Below are 22,856 nucleotides of genomic sequence, written 5' to 3' on the forward strand. Positions count from 1 at the left end.
GGGCGAGGAAAACCTGCGTGAGACCAGAGCCTGCAAAGCAGCGAGCTTACGCATCAGAGCGAAGCACGATATTTTTCTCGTCGCTTCTGAAAGCACGCTTTGGATGAGAATCACTCATCCCCAGCCCGAAACCGATTTGACGGCCAGGTATTCCTCGAGCCCCCATGTACCGCCTTCTCGGCCTCCGCCCGAATGGCGAACGCCTCCGAAGGGAGAGCCGGCGCCGCGCGGCTGGCCATTCATCTCCACCATGCCGGATCGCAAGCCCATCGCCATCCGGTTTCTCCGTTCGCCATCCGCGCTCTGCACGTAATTCGTCAGGCCGTATGGCGTATCGTTGGCGATTTGCAGCGCGTGTTCCTCGTCCTCGAAGGGGATGATGGAAAGCACGGGGCCGAAAATCTCCTCGCGGGCGATCGTCATGTCGTTGGTGACGTCGGCGAATACTGTCGGCTGGACGAAGAAACCGCGGTTGAACCCAGCAGGCCGGCCGGGGCCGCCGGCCACCAGCCTCGCGCCTTCGTCCATGCCCTTTTCGATGAGTGCCTGGACGCGTTCATACTGCCGGCCGTTGACCACCGGCCCGATATGCGCGCCCTCCTCCCGCGACGGACCGACGGTCACGGTTTCTGCGACCCGGCGAGCCTTCTCGACCGCCTCTTCATAGAACGGGCGCTCCACCAGCATCCGCGTCGGCGCATTGCAGCTCTGGCCGCTGTTCATCATGCAGGCCCGAACACCGCGCTCCACCGCTTCGTCGTCCGCGTCGGCGAAGATCAGGTTGGCGCCCTTGCCGCCGAGTTCCAGCGCGACGCGCTTGAACGTGTCGGCAGCTCCCTTCAGGACGCTGGCGCCGGCACCCGTGGAACCGGTGAAGGATATCATCGTGACGTCAGGATGCTCGACGAGCCGGGCGCCCGCTGTCGCGCCGTCGCCCTGAATGAGATTGAAGACGCCTGCAGGTACTCCTGCCTCGTCGATGATCTCCGCGAGCAGCGCCGAAGACAGCGGAGCGAACTCCGACGGCTTGAGCACCATTGTGCAGCCGGCAAGCAGGGCCGGAATGACCTTGAGCGCGACCTGGCTCATCGGCCAATTCCATGGCGTGATCATGCCGACCACGCCAATCGGCTCCATCAGGATCCTGTCGTCGGGAGCATGCGGACCAAGCTGGCGGACGAACTCGAAATCCGTCATCGCGGCGAGGAAGTTTTTCATGTGCCGCAAAGCCGCAGGCGCCTGGCGCGTCCGCGCCAGATCGATCGGCGCACCCATTTCCTCGCTGATCGCCAGCGCCATCTCCTCGCTTCGCCGCGCGTAAACCTCTTGAATGCGCTCAACGACGGCGATGCGCTCTGCGGGTGCAGTCGCTGACCAGGCAGGAAAGGCCGCGTTCGCCGCAGCCACAGCGGCATCGACATCCGACGCATTCGCAAGGGAAATCGATCCCGTTGTCTGTTCGGTCGAGGGATCGACCATGACATGTTCGGCATTCGAACTCGCGGCAACCCAGCGGCCGCCGATATAGAATTCACGCAGATCGCGCACGTTACTGATCTCCTTGATGTTCGCTCGGCTTAGTTGCCCGAATTCAGGCGACGTCTTCCATTTCGGCCACCTCCGGCACAGGTGCCGCGTCGAAGATATGAATGAGGTCCGGCGCGGCACTCAGATGGATTGTCTCTCCGGGCCTGACCGCCGTTCGTCCACGGACCAGAACGCGCACGACATTGCCGGCAAGGCGAGCGGTTATCTGGGTTTCTGACCCGGTTGGCTCGACAACAGACACGGTTGCGGGCCAGCCGTTTTCGCTCAATTCGAAATGCTCGGGGCGCACGCCGACGGTGATGCGCGACCTGCCCTTGGGATCGCCCGCAGGAAGCTCGAGCCGTGTTCCATCCGAGAGGACGAGACAGGTGTTGTCGACGAGATCACCCTCCAGGAAATTCATGGGCGGTGAGCCGATGAAAGCCGCGACAAAGAGGCTCGCGGGATTGTCGTACAGTTCGAGCGGCGGGCCCTCCTGCTCGATTACCCCGCCATTCAGGACAACGACCCGATCGGCGAGCGTCATCGCCTCGATCTGATCGTGGGTCACGTAAATCGTCGTCGTCTTCAGGCGCTGGTGAAGTTCCTTGATTTCGGATCGCATCTGGACGCGCAACTTCGCGTCGAGATTGGACAAGGGCTCGTCGAACAGAAAGACGTTCGGGTCGCGAACGATCGCCCGACCCATGGCGACGCGCTGGCGCTGACCGCCGGAAAGTTGCCGCGGCTTGCGGTCGAGCAGGTGTTCCAGTCCGAGAATGCGCGCCGCTTCGGTCACGCGTTGTTCGATATCGGCGCGCGGCACCCTGCGCTGCCGCAGCGCAAAGCCCATGTTTTCGCGGACATTCTTGTGCGGATAAAGCGCGTAGTTCTGAAACACCATGGCGATATCGCGATCCTTCGGCGCGACATCGTTGACCACGCGGTCCCCGATATGGATCTCGCCGCCGGTGATGTCTTCCAGGCCAGCGATCATACGAAGAAGGGTCGACTTGCCGCATCCGGACGGGCCGACCAACGCGACGAACTCCCCGTCCTCGATATCGATGGAAACGCCGTGAAGCACCTCCACCGAACCATAGGATTTGCGTGCGTCGCGAATGTTTACGGTACCCATTGGGATCTCCTCCTTCGAAGGCCGCCGATACAAGGCGGCGGCCGGCAGGTTCAGGCCTGCCTGCGTTTGTCGATTGCCGGTATCTCGCTGATCATGCGGATCAGGAAATCGCCGGTGTTCTTTTCGTGTTGCTTGACCATTTCGGCGGCGCCCTTGAAATCGCCGGCGCGCAGCATGTCGCGAATGCTCTTATGCTCCGTCAGCGCGTCGCAGAGCCGGTGATGCTGGGGCGGAATGCCGTGCCGTTGCGCCGACATCTGGCCGTGCATGTTCTCGATCAGCTTGTGGCACCATGGCGACTGCGGGTTGTCGCAAAGAAGCTCGTGAAACTCATAGTTCTTCTGTGCAACGAGGTCGTAGTCCTTCCGGTCGAGAGCCTCCGCATAGGCCTCGATGTTCTCGTCGATCGTCGCGAGGCGCTCGGCGTCGAAATTCGGCGCTCCGAGTTCGATCGCGAGGCCGCAGACCCGACCGCGCAACGCGCTGATTTCCCGGATCTGATCGGCCCTCAACCCCTGGACGACGGCGCCAATGTGGCTCTGGATATCGAGCCACCCCTCTGAAGCGAGCCCGCGGATCGCTTCGCGGATCGGGGTTTCGCTTATTCCCAGTGCCGTCGAAACCTCGCGCGTGGTGATCCTGTCCCCCGGGCCGACGGCTCCGCTCAGGATCATGGACTGGATGTGGCGCCGGGCCATTTCCGCCTTGGTCATGTAGGTTTTCGGGTTTTCCATGGTTCGATCCAGTTCCGGTAAGAAAGGCCGATGCGGCGACTATCCCTTGGTCGCTCCATCGGCCAGACCCTTAATCAGCCACTTCTGGACCAAAAGCGCAAAGATGACGACCGGCACCACGGTGATCGTGCCGACCGCGGTGAGCGCCGCCCAATTGGCGCCGTTGACCGTATCGCCAGCGATCCCGGCGATGGCCACCGGAATGGTGGAGGCGTGCCGGTTGGTGAGAACCAGCGCGAAAAGCAGTTCCTCCCATGCGAGAATCATCGAGAAGATCAGTGTCGACAACAGGCCGGGAATGGATATCGGTACGATGATCTTGAAAAAGGCTCCGTAACGCGAACAGCCATCGATCATCGCCGATTCCTCCAATTCGCGCGGCAACGAGAGGAAGAAGCTGCGCATCAGCCACATCACATAGGGAACCAGAAACGTGCTGTAGGCGAGGATGAGGGTGATGTGCTTGTCGGTCAGACCGAGATTGCGGGCGACGAGGAACATCGGCACGGCAAGCGCGATCGGCGGAACGCCGCGCGACAGGAGAATGAGAACGCCGATGGTGGCCGCGCCGCGCAGCCTGATGCGGGCAAGCGCGTAGCCGGCCATCGTTCCCACGACGATGGATAGCAGACCGGAGCCTGTCGCCACGATGATCGTGTTGATCAGGCGCGGCACGATGTCGGCGCGCGTCATGTACTCGATATAGGCGTCGAGCGTCGGCTTGAAGAAGAATGTCGGCGGGCTGGTGAAGATATCGACCTGATCCTTGAAGGAGGTCAGGACCATCCAGTAGATCGGAAACAGGAAGACGATGCTGACGATCACGCCGCCCGCAATGCGAAGATTGTGTCCAAGCGAGCGGCGCAGACGCTTCGGTGCCGGAGTGACGATCGCGCTCAAAACAGTTCCTCCAGCTTGCGGCTGCCGCGCAGGAACAGGCCAGTCAGCACCATGGTCAAAATCAGGACAATCACGGCCATTGCCGCCGATTCGGCGAAACGCAGAGAGCGAAAAGCTTCCTCGTAAATGAACAAATTGACCACGTTGGTCGCCTTGCCCGGCCCGCCATAGGTGGCCGCCAGAACGATATCGAACATCTTCACCGCGCCGAGCCAGCGGATCACGAATGTCGCGGCGATGACCGGCACCAGCAGCGGCACCGCGACCGACCAGAGTGTCGACCACCAGTTCGCGCCATCGATCCTTGCCGCCTCGAACACATCCTTGGGAAGCGCCAGCAAGGCGGCGGTGGCGATGAGGACAATGAAGGGCGTCCACCGCCATGTGTCGATGATGATGATCGACGCCATCGCCAGCGTCGGATCGCCGAACCAGTCCAGCGGACCGATCCCGATAAAGCCCAGCCAATAGTTCATGATGCCCCAGAGCGGATCGAGGATCATCCGCCACATGCCGCCCGCCACCACCGGCGCGACGACCATGGGGATGATGAAAAGCGCCCGGACCAGGCCTCTTCCCTTCCACTCGGCGTTGATGAGAAAGGCGATGCCGAAGCCAAGGACAACCTGTAGAGGAAGGGCGATCACCAGATAGATCAGCGTCACCTCGAGGGAATCCCAGAAACGATAATCGCTCATCACCTCGCGGTAATTTTCCCAGCCGACCCATTCACCAGCGCCGAAGGTTGCGATGTCAAAGCGCGAGAAGCTGATGTCGATCGTGTAGAAGATCGGATAGGCCAGAAGGGCGATAAGGAGTACGATCGACGGCGCCATGAAGGACCAGCGCACGAAAAGGTCGCCGATCCGTCTCCGACGGCGCGGGGCGGCATTCGGTCCGGCCTGTGCTTTTTCGGATGTCATCTCTCTTTCTCCCTGCCTATCCGGCATCGCGATAGATCCTGCCGCGCGCCCGAACGGGGTCGAGCAGCGACAAGTCGCCCTGCTCCACCTTGTAGCCCTTCGGAAATGCGGGGCGCGCTTCCATTCCGATGGAAGCCATGACCCGATCGTCGCGATAGTAACAACGAGCGACCACTGACTCGATCACGCCCGCAAGATCCGCATGCCGGGTGCGAAATTCGGCAAGCCGTTTGGCCTGCTCGGCTCTCGACAGCGCCAAGATCATCCCGTCCGAAAGGTCGTTCACGACCTGCAGCGCCTTTCCCAACGCCTCCCTGTCACGATCGATGGAGCGGGTGATGTCCGCAAAAATACGCAGATCGTCTGCCCCGGGTACGCCGTACTCCACGCTCGCCGGGATCATGTGTCCCGCGACGCACAGCAGCGTCACCCTTTCGATGTCGGTCAGCGGCGCCGGAGGCTGTTTGTCGCTCATCGTCGTCATTGATGCCTCAATCGAAGAGTTCGTATATGCGCGACTTGATCTGGTCGGCGACGTAGAGCGCAACCGCCTGGATCGTGGATGTGGGATTCACGCCGCCGGACGTGACGAAAACACTCCCGTCGACGATGAAGAGGTTCTTCACGTCATGGCTCCGACCCCATTCATTCACGACGGACCGTTCCGGATCCCGTCCCATGCGCGCCGTTCCCAGAAGATGCCAGCCCGCATATGGCACCGGCGCTTTCGTTGTGATGTCGTGCGCGCCGGCTGCCTGGAGGATTTCCACACCCCGCGCGACGGAATGCTCAAGCATTTTCCTCGTGTTGTCGGACAACCGGTAGGTAATCCGCGGTGCCGGGATTCCATTGCCATCCTTCAGGTCGGGATCGAGCGTGACGCGGTTCGTCTCTTCGGGAAGGTCCTCGCATACCGACACCATTCCTGCGCTGCGCTCGAAGAGGCGCCGGAACGCGGCATGATGGCCTTCACCCCACGGCACCATTCCGTCGGCAAAGCCGTTGATCGCCGTGCGCGCCGGTCCGATACCCCGGGAAAACTGGTATGAATAGCCGCGCAGGAAATCCCGTGCCGGATCGGTCTCGTAGAACTCCATGCTCCAGACGCAAATCGGCGGGCCGCGATAACCGTCCAACCGTTCATCGAAATGGCCGCGTATCTGGGCATAGGGGTGCAGCATGAGGTTCTTGCCCACCAACCCGCTGGAATTGGCGAGCCCGTCCGGGAAGCGGCTGGAAGCGGAATTGAGCAGGATGCGCGGCGTACCGATCCCGTTGCACGCCATGATGACGATCTCGGCCGGCTGGAAGACCTCTTTGCCATCAGCGTCGAAATAATGGACCCCGGTCGCCATGTCCGCGTCATTGGTCTCGATGCGGCTGACACGGCATTTCGTGCGCACCTCGATCCGCGAGCGGATCGCCTCCGGCCAGTAGGTCACGTCGGTGCTCGCCTTGGCGCCCTGGGCGCAACCCGATCCGCATTGGCCGAGATTGATGCATGGCGCGCGGCCTTCATACTCCTCGGTGGCGATGGCGGCGTCCGACGGCCACCAATGCCAGCCGAGGCGGTTCATGGCGGTTCCGAGCACTTCGCCTGTCCGGCCCATCGCGATGGGTGGCATCACCGCTTCCTTTTGCGGATAGGCCGGATCGCCGGCCAGCCCGGAGACGCCCATCATACGGTCATTGAGCGCATAGAAAGGTTCAAGCGTGCCGTAATCCAGCGGCCAGTCTTCCGCGACGCCGTCCAGGCTTTTCACGCGGAAGTCAGACGGATGCAGCCGCGGGAAATGCGCCGCGTAGAACACGGTCCCGCCGCCGACGCCGTTGTAGTTGGCGATCTTGATCGGCGAATCGTCGTCATTGACCGGATAGTCCGCTTCCAGCGCTCGCCGGTTCGGACTGATCGCGTAGTCTTCCAGGGCCCTGGCTTCCCAGTCCGTTCCCGTGCTCGGGAAATCGTTACTCTTCGGCCAGTCGCCCTGCTCCAGGCAGACGATGCGCATGCGCGTCTCTGCGAGGCTCCAGGCCACCGCCGCGCCGGATGCTCCGGCTCCGATGATGAGAACGTCGACAGGCTCGTTCATGACACTCATGCAAGCTTGGGGTGACCAGATACGTCAGACATCGTCACACAGACAGACGCGGCACCGAAACACGTTTCGGCATACCGACATCCGGCAAGGGCGGGTATTTCGCAAGCGCCGCCTCGATCGGCTCCGTCCCCCAACCAGGCCGGTCGGGCACGACCATGTAGCCGTCCTTAATTTCAGGCACGTGGGTGAAAAGCTCACTGTCCCATGCGATCCGATCGATATCGGTTTCCATGATCCGCATGTTGGGTACGACGGCGCTGAAATGCGCGTTCATCATCGTGCACAAGTGACCGTAGAAATTGTGGCTCGCCACGTTGATTTCATGCGCCTCCGCGGCCGCAGCAATCTTGAGCGACTGCCAGACGCCGTTCCAGGGTGTGTCGATAATCGCAACATCGATTGCCTGTTCGCGGAAGAACGGCAGAAACTGCTGCAGGCCAATCAGCGTTTCGCATGACGAGATCGGGTGCCTGCTCTTGGACCGGATATAGGCCAGCGCCCTGGGATCGAGCGTGTCGATCTCAATCCAGAAGAGGTCGAGATCCTCGATCTCGCGGATCATCGAAAGGAAGCCCTCGGTCTTGCCGTTGAAATTCAGATCGAGAAGGATATCGATATCCGGACCGGCTTCCTCCCGCATGATCTGGAGGTGCTTGCGCAGATCCTTGCGCGTCTTGCGCTCGACATTGCGCCCCGGCTCGTGCGGACGGCTGAAGCCCGGCGACCAGCCTTCGATCCGGCCTTCGTCGTCATAATGGAAGATGTTCGTCTTGAGCGCCGTGAAACCCTTTTCGCCGACCTCGCGGGCGATCTGGCGGACGCCGCTTTCGTCTGTGATACCGGGCGGGAAATGTTCCGTCCGCGTGCGGTAGGATACGCAATGCGACCAGTAGACCCTGATCCTGTCGCGCACCTTGCCGCCGAGCAGGACGTGACACGGCACATCCAGCGCCTTGGCCTTGACGTCGAGGAGGGCGTTCTCGATCGCACCCAGCGCCTGACCGACCACGCCGCCCGATCCCGGCCGCGTCACGTTGCGCAGGTCTTCCCTGACATGCTCGTGATGCATCGCGCTCTGCCCGATCAGGCGATGCGCAAGTTCACCGATGACGGCGGAAACGCCGGGCGACCCGAAGTTCTCGTCATATTCGCTCCAGCCGACGATGCCATCCTCGGTGACGATCTTCAGGAAGTGGTAGTTTCGCCAGGAGTTGCTGCAAGAGAATGTCTTGACTTCGCTGACAATCGCTTTCGTCGGCATCGGGTTCCCCAGTCAAAATCGGGCACGGGCAATCCGTCCCGCAAGCGCGATGCGCGGTGCATCGCCAGGTTGGCGCCGCATTGCGTGATGCGGCCGTAAATCTGTCGGTTGAAGAGCCATCCGGCGCCTCGCCCGGATGGGGCATGGGCGCGCGGGACGCCCATGCCAGTTATGCAGCAGCCGGTTATTTCAACGCTTTTTCGATTTTTCCGGCGGCCGTATCCAATGCCTCTTCGGCACTGGCCTGTCCGGCAAGACCGCGTGCGATCTCGTCCGCCAGGATCTGCTGAGCGGCATCGGATTTCGGGCTGCGGATGCGCCACATTTTACCCTTGGCGGCCACATCGTAAGCCTGCTGCAGCGTCTCATAGACGGGTCCGAGCCAAGGTTCGGCCGGCTCGCCATTGAGCGTCGACTTGCGTGCCGGGAAAGACCCCACCAGCGAAGCGTTGATGCTCTCGCCCTCTTTGGAGGTCAGCCATTCCAGGAACGCCCAGGACGCTTCAAGCTCTTCGGTCTTCGAGCTGACGCCGGCAATCCAGATACCGCGGTGCGCGCCGGCCTGGACGTCTCCAACGGGGAGCACCTGGATACCGACCTCATCCACCGTAAGCGTCGTGGACTTCGGGTCGACAGCGGTGGACTTGTACACACTGCCCCAGTTGAACATGTTGGCGACCAAGCCCTGGCGGAAAGCCTGAAGCGATTCCGAAAAGCCATGGCCGAGCGCGCCGGGCGGCGCATAATCCAGCAGGCGCTTGTGGGTTTCCAGAGACTTCACGCCGGTCTCGTTGGCGAATGCCGGTGAACCGGACTCATCAAGCAGGCTGCCGCCATTCGCGTTGAGGATCGATTGCCAGATCGTCGGCGTCAGCGGCTCGCGAACGAAATAGGTGTCGATTGCCCAGCGGTCGTCCTTGCCGTCGCCATCAGCGTCGCGCACCAGTTTTTCGGCATCGGCGAAGAACTCGTCCCAGGTCTGCTCCGGTGTCGGCTCGGGCAATCCGGCTTCCTCGTAGAGCGTCCTGTTATAGAAGCGCAGAAGCATGTTCGAGCGCACGGGGACGGCGTACTGGACGCCCTGCCACTCGCCCGCCGCCAAAGGCGCGGCGTTGAAATCGTCCCAGTCGTAATCGTCGCCGGTCAGCGCGGCCACCTTCTCGCCCTTCAGGTCCACGAGCGCGCCGATTTCGGCAAGCTGCGGAACCCACGGATCGTCAACCAGAAGCACATCGTATTCCGGATTCGGGCTAGTGGCATCCAGCATCATCTTGGCCAGAAGCTCCGTATAGGGCACGCCGTCGAAGACAACGCGCACGTTCGGATAGGCCTTGTTGAACTCCGGGACGAGCAGCGTCTGCCAGGTGTTGGCAAAGGCCTCGTTGGCCATGATCCTGACTTCCACGGGATTGTCCGCGGTACCAAGCCCTTCCTGCGCATGCACAGAGGCCGCCGGCCCTGCCGCCAGCACCAGAGAGCCGGCCAAACCGGCCAGCATGCTCCGGCGACTCGTCAATTTTCCGATCTGCGTCTTTTTCACGATTTCCTCCTCGTTGGTCGCGATGAAATGCGATTTCTATATTCTATAGAATATGGAATCGCTCGCGCTGTCAAGAACGGGCTTCGGCGTCTCGGGGCGCGAAATCATGAGGCTTCATGGGCAACCAATTGTCGGGGCCGCATTCCCGGCAAGGTTTGGAGTCTCGATTTTCGAGTGATCCAGACTCGGTAATCTGTCCGGCTTCAGCGCCAGTGAGACAGTTTCGTCCTGACGAACGGAGGAGGATTCCGGAAAAGGTTATCTGTGGCTTACAGAATCAAAGATTGGATAAAAATGCGGGTTCTCTTAATGCCGGCACACTCGAAGGGCTGAGAGGATAGCCAAGACGAGCAGGATTTCCCTGTTATCGATTTTGCATCGTTTCACGACGTCATGAATGTGGAGCAAACCGTCATCCAAGCGCCATACCGAGAGCAATCATTCGTTCAATCGGGATGAGGGGCCATCGCCTGTTTCCCGTCGAAGGGAACATGATCGGTCCAAGTGCGCGATCTCAACCAAGGTTCGACAACCGTAGTCCCGCCTTGAAGGACCCTACACTCTCGGCATGCCCTTCGGGCGCATTTGACGTTTCTGGGCGGCGGTCCGGAATTGGGCGTTGGCCGCGCCGTAGCCGCGATAGCCGTTTCGGCGCTCGACAATCTCGAAGAAGAAGCCCTCGCCGTAATTCGGGCTGTAGAGCTGGAAATATTCGCCGTTGCCGTCGCGGTCGTACAGGATGTTGTTATCGCGCAGCCGGCTCAGGAAATCCTCCTCCAGGCCGAAACGGGCGTCGAGATCGTCATAGTAATTGGGCGAGATGACGAGCGGCTGGAAACCTTTGGCGCGCAAGGCGGTCGCGGTCGCGAAAATGTCGTCGGTCGCAAGGGCCAGATGCTGCACCGAAGAACCGAAGCTTTCGGCCAGGAAATGCCCGGCCAGCGTGCGCCTGTTCTCCACGCCGTTCAGGGTGATGCGGAGCGAGCCGTCCTCGCTCTCGATCACCTGGCTGCGCACCAGCCCCGCCGGGTCGACCACATCAACCATCGGCGACTTCTCGGTTGTGAAGATCGAGGTGTAGAAAAGCACCCAGGTCAGCATCTCTTCGTAGTTCATCGTCTGCGCGACATGATCGATCCGGGTCAGGCCGGCATCGGCGGGCTTGTCATCATCTGTGGCCGGCTCGAACTCGATCTCCCACACCCGCGCCAGATCGCTCTTTTCGTCGATGAAATGCACGATGCCGCCACCAACGCCGCGGATCGCCGGTATCTTCAGTTCGCCCGGTCCCGCCGGCTGGTCGAAGAAATTCGCGCCAAGCGCCCGCGCCCGCTCCACCGTCGCCGACGCATCCTCCACCTTCAGTCCAATATCGCAGACATTGGCGCCGTGCACGACATAGGACGAATGGGCGAAGCCCTCCCGCTCGGTGTTGATGACGATGTTGATCGCGCCCTGGCGCCACAGTTCGACATCCTTGGCGATATGACGGCCGGCACGCCGAAAACCGAGCGTGTGGAGCAGCCCGCCCAGTTCCGCTCCCTCCGTCTCGTCAGCGGCAAACTCGGCGAACTCGACGCCGTGCACGGGAATACGGTCCGGCATGTCGGGCACCGGGATTCGAATGTCCGGCTCGGCGCGGCGCACCTGATCCATCAGGTAGACCAGCGAGCGGTGGCCATCGACGGAGATCGCCTTGGGCGAACCGCCGCGGAACTGATCGTTGAAAATCTCCAGCGACAGCACACCGTCATAGCCGGTGGCGGCGACGGCGCGCATGAAGCCGGCGACGTCGAGATCGCCTTCGCCCGGCATGTTGCGGAAATGCCGGCTCCAGTAGAGCAGGTCCATGTCGATCTTCGGTGCGTCGGCGAGTTGGATGAAGAAGATGCGGTCGCCGGGGATGGAGCGGATTGTCTCGGGGTCGATCTTCTTTGCCAGGGTGTGGAAGGAATCGAGAATCAGCCCGACATTCGGATGGTCGGCGCGGCGCACGATCTCCCACGCATCGCGGTGATCGGACACATGCTTCCCCCAGGCGAGCGCCTCGTAACCGACGCGAATGCCGCGTTTCGCAGCCCGCTCGCCCAGCTCACGGAAGTCATCGGCCGCGCGGTCGATGCCGCCAAGCGAGATCGGCGAGACGTTGGAGCAGACCAGCACGAGGTCGGTGCCCAACTCTCCCATCAGGTCGAACTTGCGCTCGGCACGATCGAAGGCGCGGGCGCGTTGCGGCTCCGGCATGCCTTCGAAGTCGCGGAACGGCTGGAACAATGCGATTTCCAACCCGTGATCGCGCACCATCTGGCCAACCTCGCGCGGACCGCCGTCGAAGGCGAGGAAATCGTTCTCGAAGATCTCGATGCCGTCGAAACCGGCGGCGGCGATGGCCGCGAGTTTTTCTCGCAGGTCACCGGAGATCGAAACGGTCGCGATGGCGGTTTTCACGGCTGATCTTCGGTTTCATGGGTTTTTGCAAAAGCCTGAAATCGGCCGAGATCGACAACATCGCAGAATTCCGCGTAGCTCATTTGCCCGACGAGACCGTGGGGCGTCCCCGCGTCGGACAAATGCGCCAGCGCTTCGCGGATCGCCGCTCCGGCGGCGAACAGGGTGGTGACGGCGTAAAGGACGATCGAGAACCCCATTTCGGCCAATTCGGCGCGGGTCAATTGCGCCGCGTCGGTTCCATCGACCAGCGATACGACCTTGGGGCCATCGAGCCCCGCCGCTATCCCCTCGACCTCGCCGCGCGTCTTCACGCCATCGACAAAAGCGAGGTCCGCGCCAAGATCCCGGTAACGCCGAGCGCGATCGATCGCCGATTCGATACCTTCGGACTGGAGCGCGTCGGTGCGGCCGATGATGATCATGTCGGCGCCGATTTCGGCACGGGCGGCAACGGCCGCGGCGATACGCAGTTCGGCATCGCGCCGGGGGACTATGCGCACGCCCGCCAGTTGACCGCACCGTTTCGGGCTTTCCTGATCTTCCAGATGCAGCGCCGCCACACCGGCCTGCGCGTATTCCTCGACTGTCCGGCGCACATTGAGCGGCCCGCCGTAGCCGGTATCCGCATCCGCGATCACCGGAATTTGCACGGCGCGCACCATGGCGCGGGCGTGGTCCGCCATCTCGGTCTGCGTCATCAGCCCGAGGTCCGGCTGGCCCAACCGCATGGCCGTCGCGCCCAGGCCAGTCATATAAACCGCTCCGAAACCGGCCTGTTGAACCATTCGCGCGGTCATGCAATCGGGCGCGCCCGGTGCCGCCACCAGCTCGCCCCGCGCCAGCAGGTCTTTCAGGCGGCGCGCGCCGCCCATAAGCGTCGGTGCATTCGCGGTCATCGGGCCACCTTCTCGGATGCTTTTCGGTCGGGCCCCAGATGGCCGTCGGCCAGCGCCTTCTGATAGACGTCGGCCGTGCGTTGCACATGCGCCGCAAGCGCGGCGTCAAAGGCAGCGAAGTCCTCGCGCGCGAGCATGTCGAGCATGCTCCTGTGCTCGTTCATCGATTCCTCTCGCCGCGCCTCGTAAGGCGCGGTGATGTTGGCCCTCAAGGTGGCGATACGTCCGGCGACGAGAGCATAAGAGTCGCGCAAATAGGAATTGCCGCAATGATCGAAGGCGGCCTGATGGAAGGCGCTGTCGAGCTGGCCGTATTCGACGATTTCGCCATTCGCCAGCGCGGCCGCCATTTTTTCGACCACTGCGCTGAGCGTTTCGAGAAAACCGGTTCGATCCGTCCGCATCGCGGCGCGCGCGCCCTGCGCCTCAAGCATCTGGCGGTAGTCGCAGATCGCGGCAAGATCCTCCAGTGAGGTCTCGAAAACGAACGATCCGCGTTTGGGACGCACATTCACCAGGCCTTCACGCGAGAGAATCGCCATTGCGTCTCGTATCGGCGTCCGGGAGATCCCCATCTGCGCCACCAGACGGTCTTCCGAAATGTTCTCTCCGAGCTTGAAAGCGCCGGTCAGGATCGCGTCGCGGATCTCTTTCGCGGCGATCTCCGCCAGTGTTTTTTGTGGAGCGATCCTGCGCACATTCATACAAACGTCTCCCCTGACCTTTTCTTCCGCCGTCTGACCCATAGCACGACCGGCACGATCCAGATTATCGCGACCGTGAGGGCGAGGCCGGCCGCGATGGGGCGTTCGAAAAAACCGAGCGGCGATCCGTCGGACTTGATCAGCGACGTGACCAGATTCCGTTCGACGAGGAGCCCCATGACGATACCGAGAATGGTCGGAGCGACGGGAAAGCCATTCTCCTCCATCAAGTAAGCCAGAACGCCGAGAACGACCATGATGACGACACCGGAAGCGCTAGCGTCGATCGAATAGGAGCCGACAATGCAGAAGCCGAGGATCATCGGCGCAAGGACGAGTTTGGGAACTCGCAGAATCTGCGCCGCAAATCCAATCGCCAGCAGGCCGAGGGGAACGATGAGTATATTCGCCAGCAGGAACACCAGAAAGATGGCGGCGATCGTATCGGCGCTGGTCAGGAAGACCATGGGTCCCGGATTGAGGCCCTTGATATACAGAACACCGATGACGATCGCGGTAATGCTGTCACCCGGGATGCCGAACACCATGGCCGGCACATAGGCGCCCGACAGCGCCGAATTGTTCGCGGCGCAGGCATCGACAAGCCCTTCCTCGCTGCCGTCGCCATAGACCTCAGGTTTTTTCGAGAACTTCTTGGAGACTGCATAAGAAATCCATGACGCAATATCGGATCCCGCGCCTGGCAGGATTCCGATGATCGTCCCAATGGTGGAACTGCGCGCGAGGTTGGTCTTGTGCCGCCACAGCACACCGCCGAGGCCTCGAAACAGCGAGAACGGATTGCCGATCGGCGCGGCGGGGGGCGGAAGATCCCGATGCACGAAAGTACGGATCAATTCGGGAATGGCGAACATGCCGATAAGCGCCGGAACGAAGGCAACGCCATCAAGGAGCGAGGTCAGCCCGAAAGTGAAACGCGGCAGGCCGGAGGTCGTGTCCATGCCGACGCTGGCGATCATGAGGCCGATGCAGAGCGCGATCAGGCTCTTGAGAATCGACGCCGAGCCCAACATCACGGCGGCCGTTAGACCCAGAAGGGCCAGCCAGAAATACTCGAACGAGGTGAAATTCAGCGATACGAGAGCCAGTTCAGGTGCGGCGAAGATCAGGACGAGCGAGCCGAAAATACCGCCGATGGCCGAGGCTGTGACCGAAATGCCGAGCGCCCGGCCGACTTTGCCTGCGCGCGTCAACGCGTTGAGGTCGCTCACATAGGCAGCAGAGGCGGCGGTTCCGGGAATGCGGATCAGAGCCGCCGGAATATCCGACGCGAAGATCGCCATCGCCGCGGTAGTCACAATTGCAGCGATTGCCGGCACGGGATCCATGAAGAAGGTCAGCGGTACGAGCATCGCCGTCGCCATGGTTGCCGAAAGGCCCGGGACTGAGCCAACGAACAGGCCAAACAGGGCGCAGGAAAACATGATGAGGAACATGTTCCATGTCAGAACGAGTTCGAATGCAGCGCCGAGATGCTGGAAGATCATTACAAGATGCCTTTCAACAGCCCGGCCGGCAGAGGCACGTAGAGGAGACGCGTCATCGTCAGGTGCACCGCAAGAACGAAGACAGCAGAGGCCGCGATCCAGGTCGGGCTTCTGTACCCCGACAAGATGAACAGCGCGGTCAGAAGGACGAAACCTCCGATGGGAAAACCGACTGTTTCGAACACCATCGCGAAAGCAACCACGCCGGCGGTCGCGAGAATCGCAGCGGCAAACCGGGCCGGAAATCGCCAGCCAGGATCGATCATGACAAGTCCCATGCCGCGCTCGCGCAATCCCGTGATTGCCAGCAGGACACCGCCGGCCATGAACAGGGCACCCAGCACGCTGGGAAAGGTTCCCGGCCCGATGCTCTGACCGGGCATTTCCGGATAACTCCACGCCGTCGCCAGCACCCAAAGGCCGAAGGCGAACAAAAGCGCACCGATCACGCTGTCATGAACCTTCATGGCTATCAAACCCTCCCTAGCAACGAACGACGGCAGGGGAGGACGTGAGACCTCCCCCGCGCCTTCTTTACTGCTTGGCCAGTCCGACGGCCGCGAGGCTCTGCGCCAGCGCCTTGTCCGACGTCTCCATGAACGACTCGAACTCACCGGACGGCGTCCATTGTGTCGCGTAACCCCGATCCTTCATGAAGGCCAGATATTCGGGATCGTGGACCACCTTGTCGACAGCCTCCACCAGCTTGGCCGCAACCTCATCGGAAACGCCGGCGGGCGCAACAACCCCGCGCCAGGATCCGAGAGAGAAATCGTTGCCCGTCGCCTCCTTGAATGTCGGCAGGTCCTTTGCATCGTCGAGGCGCGCATCCGCAAAGACGGCGAGCGGCTTGATCAGCCCGGCCGACATCAGAGCAGCGGCTTCGGGCAGCGACGCCGTTGCGATCTGGACGCCTCCGGCAGCAAGGTCCTGCAAGCCGGGAGCGGCACCTTCCGAGGGAACCCATGCGACGCGCTCGACGGGCAGACCCGCCGCAAGAAGCATACCAGCCAGCGCCAGATGGTTCACACCGCCCTGCGCCGAACCGGAGGCCTTGAATTCACGATCCGGCGCCGCTTCCAGAGCTGTCAGCAGGCCCGCCATATCGTCATAAGGGGCATCGGCGCGCACGAAAATCGCGGCGGGATCGGAATTATAAAGACCGATGGGTGTGTAGGCCTTGTAGGTGAGGTCGGTCAGACCGAGCGTGTGCATCGACCCGATCTCAAGGGTGGCCACGCCGATCGTCTGGCCATCGGGAGCGGCATCCGCAATGGCCGAATGACCGATAACGCCGGACCCGCCCGTGCGATTGACCACCGGAACAGGAACTCCGAGTTCTTTTTCGAGCAGCGTGCCGATCATGCGCGCCGTGGCATCGGTGCCGCCGCCCGCGCTCCACGGCACGATCAGTGTGACCGGACCGTTCGGCCAGTCCTGCGCAACGGCCGGAGCGGCCACGCCAAGCACCACGGTTGCCGCGAGTGCCAGAATATTTCGTCTGTTGAAGCTCATGCTTTCCTCCCAGGGTTAGCCCTTCGCGACACATGTCACGACAGGGTCAGTCGAAAATCTTAGTCGGGTTGAGGGTCAGGGACGGGTCGATGCAGCGCTTGATGCGCCGCATCAACTCGATTTGGGCCTGATCGCGCGTGTGTTCGAGATAGGGCTTCTTGAGGAGCCCTATTCCGTGTTCGGCTGAAACCGTGCCGCCGAGATCGCCGACGATTTCGTAAACGATACGGCTGGCGTTCGCCAAAGGCTGGATCTTTGCGCCGGGAACCCACGCCACGATGTGGATGTTGCCGTCGCCGACATGACCGTAATGCACCGAATGGCATCCAAGCTCGTCCATCAGCGCCAGCTTGGACCGGTTCACGAATTCCTCGATCCTGCGGATCGGCAGCCCGATATCGAAGGATATGTGCGGGCCGATCACATCCGGATTGGCGAACTCGGCCGCGGCGTCGCGCGTGCCCCAGAAATCGGCCATGTCGGAGAGGTTTTGCGCGATGGCGCCGTCACCGATCACGCCACTCTCGAACATCTGCTCCAGCCATGCGCTGAAACGCGCGCCGTCGATCCCGTCGTCCAGACCCTGCATCTCGACGAGAACGACATGCGTCCCCTCGCCAATCTTTACAGGCGCCTTTGCGTTGGGCACCCGCTCGGTCGCCTGGGTCCAGTAATCGGCCCACATGACCTCGAAGGCCGAAAGGAAGGGGCCGAGATTACGGCGAGCGGTGCCGAGCAATTCGAGCACTTTGTCATAGCCAGTCACCACACACATCGCGGCGCATACGCATCCAGGTTTGGGATGCAAGCGCAGCACCGCGCGCGTAATGACGCCGAGCGTGCCTTCGGCTCCGACGAATAGCTGCTTGAGGTCGTAACCGGCGTTGTTCTTCAGCATCCGGTTGAGCATTGGCAGGACGGTTCCGTCGGGAAGTACAACTTCCAGCCCGAGCACGAGATCACGGGCCATTCCGTAGCGAATGACGCGATTTCCACCCGCGTTGGTGGAGAGATTGCCGCCGATCGCGCAGGAGCCGCGCGCGCCCAGATCTAGCGCGAAGAAGAGGCCGGCGTCATCCGCGGCCTTCTGAATGGTTTCGAGCGGCGTGCCGGCGCGCACGATCATCGTCATGCCGTCGCTATCGATACTGTCGATGCCGACCATCCTTTCCATCGAAAGACCGACACCGCCGTCAAGCGGCCGCGCCCCGCCGCACAGACCGGTCATGCCACCCTGCGGGGTCACGGCAATGCCGGCCTCATTGCAGGACCGCAGGATCAAAGCGACTTCTTCGGTTGAGGACGGCCGGAACACCGCGAAGGGCGCGGTTGCGGGAAGGAAGCTCCAGTCGGTCCGGGCGCGATCCGGAATGTCTGCTCCGGCGAGAACGGCGCCGGGACCGAGCTTCGATGCGAGACCCTCGACAAGCTTGCCGCGCGCCTGGACCTCCATCTTTTTCTCCCAATCTCTGTTATATGTAACACATAACAGAATTGAAGCGACATGCAAGACGGTGCATTGACTCGTGTGTCGGTTCGCGGATCGACGCAGGACATGAAGGAAAATTCTTGGACGAATGCGCTGACGGTGTTGAGCCGGCACGTCCGCGACGAGGTGTCAGAGATCGAGGGGATTGTTAGGCTGAGCGGGCCGGTCGTCAGGAAGCCGACGCGACGCTGAACCCACACGACGAAATGGGGCCAGCATTATGTTTAGAAAGACGGAGGATCGAGGATGCCCAAAAAGCGGCACAAGCCGTAAGAAACAGTCACCAAGCCAAGGCAGGTTAAGGCGTTTGTCGGCCGCCGGTGATCGTTTCGTCACAGTGCTCCAGCGACCATAACGGCTCGCGACAGCTATCCAATTGCATAGAGGGTGACGACGACCTTCTCCGCAAACCGGGCCCCTGAACCCACGAACAGTGTGCGGTTTACCCAGTCATAGCGGGAATCGCCGGTTTCAAGCCGCGCATGCGTTCGCATGTAGTAGTCGTCGGTCGCGACAGCCTCACCTCTTGCGAGCGCAGAAATCACTTCTGGCGGACCATGGCGATAGCCGTAATTGACGATCTCTATCGTCGCACCGTCGTTGGTTTCGATCGCGTAGCGGGTATCGAGCTCAGCGAGACCGTCGGCGAATATCGTTTGCCAGTCCGCGCCGAGGTTAAGAATGCGACCATTCAGACGCGGCCCCTGGACCGTTCCGCCGACGATCGGGATAATACGGCGCCTGCCAGCGCGCCCCATGCCCATTTCGCAGATTGGATCGAGCTCAACGGTGAGATCGCATATGTGCTCGAGTTTCGGTTCCGGGGGTTTGTTCATGAAACAGCGGCTCCATGTCGATGGTTGGCTCTATTTGCGTCTATCAATCCAACATCAGGCGTAACAACTGCAAGTATCTCGCTCTGCAGGAAAGCCGGCCAGGACATAGCCGAGACGAGCGTCAATGTTTGAGTCGTGTTCAGCGCGATTTCCTCACCGCCAGTTGTCCGGGCGCGGGACCTGGAGCACCTCCGGAACGTTCGCCGTCGGAATTTTGCCCGCTGCACTGCATCTTGTCCATCCAAAGGGCGCGCTATCTCGTGCAAACCGGGTTCGTAAGTATGCATGGAAGGCCTAAGGCATAGACAAACATGCCCATACCATGGCTAATTGCATACAGAGAGAGTCAACGGAGTGATCGTGCCAAGGCACGGCACCCCGGCTGGAGGATTGCCTCTCTCGATTGACAGGGAGGAAAACATGAAAATCAGTCAATTCATTACCGGTGTGGCAGCATTTGCGCTTTCGGCGGGCATGGCGCAGGCCCAGGAGGTCACGTTTCGTCTCGCCCACTGGGTGCCGCCTACGCATCCGATCCAGACACTCGGTATCGAGCCGTGGGTCGAGTCGATCAAGGAAGCCTCGAACGGCCGCATCGACATCACGATATTTCCGGCTCAGCAGCTCGGCGCAGCACCGGACCATTACGACATGGCCCGCGACGGTATCGCGGATATCAGCTACGTGAACCCCGGGTACCAGGCCGGCCGTTTCCCGATGTACAGCCTGATCGAAATCCCGTTCCACATGAACGACTCAATCGCCGGTGCGCAGGCCATGCATGAATGGTACGCGCCGATTGCCGAAACGGAGATGTCGGACGTCAAGTTCTGTATCGCCAATCCGCATGACCCCGGCACCATCCACTCCAGGGACCCGATCATGGTCCCGAGCGACGTCAAGGGCAAGAATGTGCGGCCGGCGCACGCGACGATGTCGCGCTTCATCAGCATGCTCGGCGGCGGCCCCGTCCAGGTGCCGGCGCCGGAAGCACGCGAGGCGATCGCCAACGGTACAGCCGATGCCATCACCTTCCCGTGGAACTCGATCTACATCTTCGGCATCGACTCGGAAACGAAGCAGCATCTCGACATGCCGTTCTACGTGTCGGCGCAGCTCCTGCTGATCAACAAGGCGAAATACGAGGGCTTGCCGGACGACCTGAAACAGGTGATCGACGACCACTGTACGCCTGAATGGTCGAAGAAGTTTTCAGCCGGATGGGCCGAGAACGAGGCGTCCGGCCGGCAGAAGATGCTCGACTCGGACGACCACACTGTGAATGTCCCGACCGCGGAGCAGGTGCAGATGTGGCGCGACGCCGCAGCACCGCTGATCGACCAGTGGAAGGAAGACGTGAAGGCTGCCGGCGGTGATCCAGACGCGATCTACCAGAGCTATCTGGACGCGCTCGACCGTCACAACGCCCGTTTCGACTAACACAGGAAAGGCCGGGGCGGCGCCAAGCCGCCCCGGCTCCGTCATCTTGTCCAGTTTACAGAATTTCCTCGAGTGGTTTTCTCTGGCCATCGAGAAGGTCGCGGGGGTGCTGATGGCCCTGATCACGGTCGTCGTCGTGGTCTCGGCGGTCAGCCGCTATATGTTCTCATTTCCGATACCCGACGCTTTCGACCTGTCGCGGCTGCTGCTTGGCGCGGCCATCATGTGGGGCTTTGCCAGCGTCGGCTACCGCGGCTCGCACATCAAGGTCGATATCATTGCGGAGTTCCTGCCGAAGAGTGTGCGCCGATGGATCGACACCTTCGCCTGGACGGTCCTGCTTATCTTCACATGCCTGCTGACGTGGAAGCTGCTCGACCGCGTGCTCAGCGCCAGCCGTAGCGGCGAGGCGACGATGGATTTGCGCATTCCGGCCTGGTGGCTGATGGCGCTGATCTGGGCGGGCGTCGCCGTCAGCATCCTGACGATTCTCGCACGCCTGATCCTGGTTGCCACCGGGCGCGGCACGCTTGACCATTTCGACGCCGTCGATACCGAAGAGAACGTCGCCGCCGAAACAGGGAAAGTCAGTCATGATTGATGGCGACCTTATCGCGGTAGCGGGTTTCCTCGCACTCTTCGCCATGATGATTCTGCGCGTGCCGATCGGCATTGCAATGGGCCTGGTCGGTATCGGCGGCTTCGCGGCCGTTGCCGGTTGGGGCCCGGCGTTGAACCTGCTGGCGCAGTCGCCGATCCGCACGGTCACAGACTTCAACCTGACGCTGATCCCGTTCTTCGTTCTGATGGGCGTGCTGGCAACAAATTCCGGCATGTCCGCAGAGCTGTTCCGGACGGGACAGTCCTGGTTCGGGGTGTTCCGCGGCGGCATGGCCCTGTCGACCATCGGTGCCTGCGCAGGTTTCGCGGCGATCTGCGGCTCTTCGGTCGCGACCGCGGCCACCATGACCAAGATCGCGTTGCCGGAAATGAAACGGGTCGGCTATCGCGACGACATCTCGACCGGCGTGATCGCTGCCGGAGGCACGCTCGGCATCCTGATTCCGCCGTCGGTCGTGCTCGCCGTCTATGGCTTCATCACAGAGCAGGATGTCGGCAAGCTCTTCATTGCCGGCATATTGCCCGGCATGCTGGCCATCATCATGTACATGCTGGCCCTTCGCATCGCCTATGCGCGCAGCCTTCCGGAAGGCACTCGGTTCGACCTTGGCGAAGCGCTTCGTTCGCTGGGCGGCGTCTGGGCCGTCATGCTGCTGTTTATCGCGATCATCGGCAGCATCTATTTTGGCGTCGCCACCGCGACCGAGGCTGCGGCGGTCGGGTCTTTCCTGACCGCCTTGATCGGCATCCTGCGCGGACGGCTGAACGCGCGGAAACTCATGGACAGCCTCGTCGAGGCGCTGCGGACATCCGTCTCGATCTACACGATCCTGATCGGCGCGATCCTGTTCGGCTATTTTCTTGCGGTGACGCAGACACCGCAGAAGATCACCAAACTTCTGACCAGCCTCGATCTCGGTGCGCACGGTACGCTTGCGCTGATCCTCGTCTTCTTCGTGCTGATGGGATGTATCCTGGACGCCATGGCGATGATCATCCTGCTCGTGCCGATCGTATATCCGGTGATCGTGCAGCTTGGCTTCGACCCGATCTGGTTCGGCGTCATCATCGTCATGACCGTCGAACTGGGACTGATCACGCCGCCGGTGGGCATGAATGTCTTCGTCATCAACTCGATCGCGCGCGATATCAGCCTGCCGACGATTTTCCGCGGTGTGCTGCCATTCGTCGGTGCGGACCTTATCCGGCTCGTGCTGTTGATCATGTTTCCCTGGATCGTTCTGTACCTGCCGACAACAATGCGATGAGGGAGG

General features: G+C 61.6%; 20 protein-coding genes. 3 read left to right on the plus strand and 17 right to left on the minus strand.

What is annotated here, in order from left to right; genetic code table 11:
* Positions 1-114: 114 nt before the first annotated feature.
* From LC343_RS20265 to LC343_RS20345, 17 genes are all read right to left on the minus strand, one after another.
* Positions 115-1,548 (minus strand): aldehyde dehydrogenase family protein, encoded by a 1,434-nt coding sequence (locus LC343_RS20265; protein WP_223478999.1) that lies wholly within the window; start codon positions 1,546-1,548, stop codon positions 115-117.
* A gap of 43 nt (positions 1,549-1,591) precedes the next feature.
* Positions 1,592-2,665 (minus strand): ABC transporter ATP-binding protein, encoded by a 1,074-nt coding sequence (locus LC343_RS20270; RefSeq protein ID WP_223479000.1) that lies wholly within the window; start codon positions 2,663-2,665, stop codon positions 1,592-1,594.
* Between the two features lie 50 nt (positions 2,666-2,715).
* A complete protein-coding gene (locus LC343_RS20275; protein WP_223479001.1) occupies positions 2,716-3,399 on the minus strand; it encodes a GntR family transcriptional regulator in 684 nt (227 codons plus the stop codon).
* A 39-nt stretch (positions 3,400-3,438) separates the two neighbouring features.
* Positions 3,439-4,299, minus strand: coding sequence for a carbohydrate ABC transporter permease (locus LC343_RS20280; protein ID WP_223479002.1), 861 nt, complete (start codon positions 4,297-4,299; stop codon positions 3,439-3,441).
* On the minus strand, positions 4,296-5,222 hold the full coding sequence (locus LC343_RS20285) for a carbohydrate ABC transporter permease (protein WP_223479003.1): 927 nt from the start codon (positions 5,220-5,222) through the stop codon (positions 4,296-4,298). Before LC343_RS20285 ends, LC343_RS20280 begins: the two co-directional genes overlap by 4 nt.
* A gap of 16 nt (positions 5,223-5,238) precedes the next feature.
* Positions 5,239-5,706 carry a hypothetical protein gene (locus LC343_RS20290; RefSeq protein WP_223479004.1) on the minus strand — a complete coding sequence of 156 codons (468 nt, stop codon included), beginning with the start codon at positions 5,704-5,706 and terminating at the stop codon, positions 5,239-5,241.
* Between the two features lie 7 nt (positions 5,707-5,713).
* Positions 5,714-7,312 (minus strand): GMC family oxidoreductase, encoded by a 1,599-nt coding sequence (locus LC343_RS20295; RefSeq protein ID WP_223479005.1) that lies wholly within the window; start codon positions 7,310-7,312, stop codon positions 5,714-5,716.
* A 43-nt stretch (positions 7,313-7,355) separates the two neighbouring features.
* Positions 7,356-8,582, minus strand: a complete 1,227-nt coding sequence (locus LC343_RS20300) for a mandelate racemase/muconate lactonizing enzyme family protein (protein WP_223479006.1) — start codon at positions 8,580-8,582, stop codon at positions 7,356-7,358.
* A 184-nt stretch (positions 8,583-8,766) separates the two neighbouring features.
* Complete coding sequence (locus tag LC343_RS20305; RefSeq protein WP_223479007.1) at positions 8,767-10,122, minus strand: ABC transporter substrate-binding protein; 1,356 nt, start codon at positions 10,120-10,122, stop codon at positions 8,767-8,769.
* A 555-nt stretch (positions 10,123-10,677) separates the two neighbouring features.
* The gene (locus LC343_RS20310) at positions 10,678-12,570 is read right to left on the minus strand and encodes a bifunctional sugar phosphate isomerase/epimerase/4-hydroxyphenylpyruvate dioxygenase family protein (protein ID WP_223479008.1); all 1,893 of its coding nucleotides are present in this window, start codon (positions 12,568-12,570) and stop codon (positions 10,678-10,680) included.
* Positions 12,567-13,469: an isocitrate lyase/PEP mutase family protein gene (locus LC343_RS20315; RefSeq protein WP_223479009.1), complete on the minus strand. Its 903-nt coding sequence runs from the start codon at positions 13,467-13,469 to the stop codon at positions 12,567-12,569. Before LC343_RS20315 ends, LC343_RS20310 begins: the two co-directional genes overlap by 4 nt.
* Positions 13,466-14,173, minus strand: a complete 708-nt coding sequence (locus tag LC343_RS20320; RefSeq protein WP_223479010.1) for a GntR family transcriptional regulator — start codon at positions 14,171-14,173, stop codon at positions 13,466-13,468. Before LC343_RS20320 ends, LC343_RS20315 begins: the two co-directional genes overlap by 4 nt.
* The gene (locus tag LC343_RS20325) at positions 14,170-15,681 is read right to left on the minus strand and encodes a tripartite tricarboxylate transporter permease (RefSeq protein WP_223479011.1); all 1,512 of its coding nucleotides are present in this window, start codon (positions 15,679-15,681) and stop codon (positions 14,170-14,172) included. Before LC343_RS20325 ends, LC343_RS20320 begins: the two co-directional genes overlap by 4 nt.
* The gene (locus LC343_RS20330) at positions 15,681-16,148 is read right to left on the minus strand and encodes a tripartite tricarboxylate transporter TctB family protein (RefSeq protein WP_223479012.1); all 468 of its coding nucleotides are present in this window, start codon (positions 16,146-16,148) and stop codon (positions 15,681-15,683) included. Before LC343_RS20330 ends, LC343_RS20325 begins: the two co-directional genes overlap by 1 nt.
* A 67-nt stretch (positions 16,149-16,215) precedes the next feature.
* Positions 16,216-17,196 (minus strand): Bug family tripartite tricarboxylate transporter substrate binding protein, encoded by a 981-nt coding sequence (locus tag LC343_RS20335; protein WP_223479013.1) that lies wholly within the window; start codon positions 17,194-17,196, stop codon positions 16,216-16,218.
* Positions 17,197-17,242: 46 nt separating this feature from the next.
* Positions 17,243-18,649: an FAD-binding oxidoreductase gene (locus LC343_RS20340; protein WP_223479014.1), complete on the minus strand. Its 1,407-nt coding sequence runs from the start codon at positions 18,647-18,649 to the stop codon at positions 17,243-17,245.
* Positions 18,650-19,053: 404 nt separating this feature from the next.
* Positions 19,054-19,521: a DUF3237 domain-containing protein gene (locus tag LC343_RS20345; RefSeq protein ID WP_223479015.1), complete on the minus strand. Its 468-nt coding sequence runs from the start codon at positions 19,519-19,521 to the stop codon at positions 19,054-19,056.
* A gap of 420 nt (positions 19,522-19,941) precedes the next feature.
* Between LC343_RS20345 and LC343_RS20350 the strand changes: the two genes are divergently transcribed.
* From LC343_RS20350 to LC343_RS20360, 3 genes are read left to right on the plus strand one after another with little or no spacing between them, the layout of a single operon-like run.
* Complete coding sequence (locus tag LC343_RS20350) at positions 19,942-20,961, plus strand: TRAP transporter substrate-binding protein (RefSeq protein WP_223479016.1); 1,020 nt, start codon at positions 19,942-19,944, stop codon at positions 20,959-20,961.
* 46 nt (positions 20,962-21,007) lie between these two features.
* Complete coding sequence (locus tag LC343_RS20355; RefSeq protein WP_223479017.1) at positions 21,008-21,562, plus strand: TRAP transporter small permease; 555 nt, start codon at positions 21,008-21,010, stop codon at positions 21,560-21,562.
* Complete coding sequence (locus LC343_RS20360; protein WP_238484394.1) at positions 21,555-22,850, plus strand: TRAP transporter large permease; 1,296 nt, start codon at positions 21,555-21,557, stop codon at positions 22,848-22,850. The genes LC343_RS20355 and LC343_RS20360 overlap by 8 nt, the downstream gene beginning before the upstream one ends.
* Positions 22,851-22,856: the final 6 nt, after the last annotated feature.

Source organism: Oricola indica, assembly GCF_019966595.1.
Taxonomy (GTDB): Bacteria; Pseudomonadota; Alphaproteobacteria; order Rhizobiales; family Rhizobiaceae; genus Oricola; species Oricola indica.

Coding starts and splice junctions, on each gene's coding strand:
- LC343_RS20270 (WP_223479000.1), bottom strand. CDS start 2,665: ATGGGTACCGTAAACATTCGCGACGCACGCAAATCCTATGGTTCGGTG.
- LC343_RS20275 (WP_223479001.1), bottom strand. CDS start 3,399: ATGGAAAACCCGAAAACCTACATGACCAAGGCGGAAATGGCCCGGCGC.
- LC343_RS20285 (WP_223479003.1), bottom strand. CDS start 5,222: ATGACATCCGAAAAAGCACAGGCCGGACCGAATGCCGCCCCGCGCCGT.
- LC343_RS20290 (WP_223479004.1), bottom strand. CDS start 5,706: ATGACGACGATGAGCGACAAACAGCCTCCGGCGCCGCTGACCGACATC.
- LC343_RS20295 (WP_223479005.1), bottom strand. CDS start 7,312: ATGAACGAGCCTGTCGACGTTCTCATCATCGGAGCCGGAGCATCCGGC.
- LC343_RS20300 (WP_223479006.1), bottom strand. CDS start 8,582: ATGCCGACGAAAGCGATTGTCAGCGAAGTCAAGACATTCTCTTGCAGC.
- LC343_RS20315 (WP_223479009.1), bottom strand. CDS start 13,469: ATGACCGCGAATGCACCGACGCTTATGGGCGGCGCGCGCCGCCTGAAA.
- LC343_RS20320 (WP_223479010.1), bottom strand. CDS start 14,173: ATGAATGTGCGCAGGATCGCTCCACAAAAAACACTGGCGGAGATCGCC.
- LC343_RS20325 (WP_223479011.1), bottom strand. CDS start 15,681: ATGATCTTCCAGCATCTCGGCGCTGCATTCGAACTCGTTCTGACATGG.
- LC343_RS20330 (WP_223479012.1), bottom strand. CDS start 16,148: ATGAAGGTTCATGACAGCGTGATCGGTGCGCTTTTGTTCGCCTTCGGC.
- LC343_RS20335 (WP_223479013.1), bottom strand. CDS start 17,196: ATGAGCTTCAACAGACGAAATATTCTGGCACTCGCGGCAACCGTGGTG.
- LC343_RS20340 (WP_223479014.1), bottom strand. CDS start 18,649: ATGGAGGTCCAGGCGCGCGGCAAGCTTGTCGAGGGTCTCGCATCGAAG.
- LC343_RS20345 (WP_223479015.1), bottom strand. CDS start 19,521: ATGAACAAACCCCCGGAACCGAAACTCGAGCACATATGCGATCTCACC.
- LC343_RS20350 (WP_223479016.1), top strand. CDS start 19,942: ATGAAAATCAGTCAATTCATTACCGGTGTGGCAGCATTTGCGCTTTCG.
- LC343_RS20360 (WP_238484394.1), top strand. CDS start 21,555: ATGATTGATGGCGACCTTATCGCGGTAGCGGGTTTCCTCGCACTCTTC.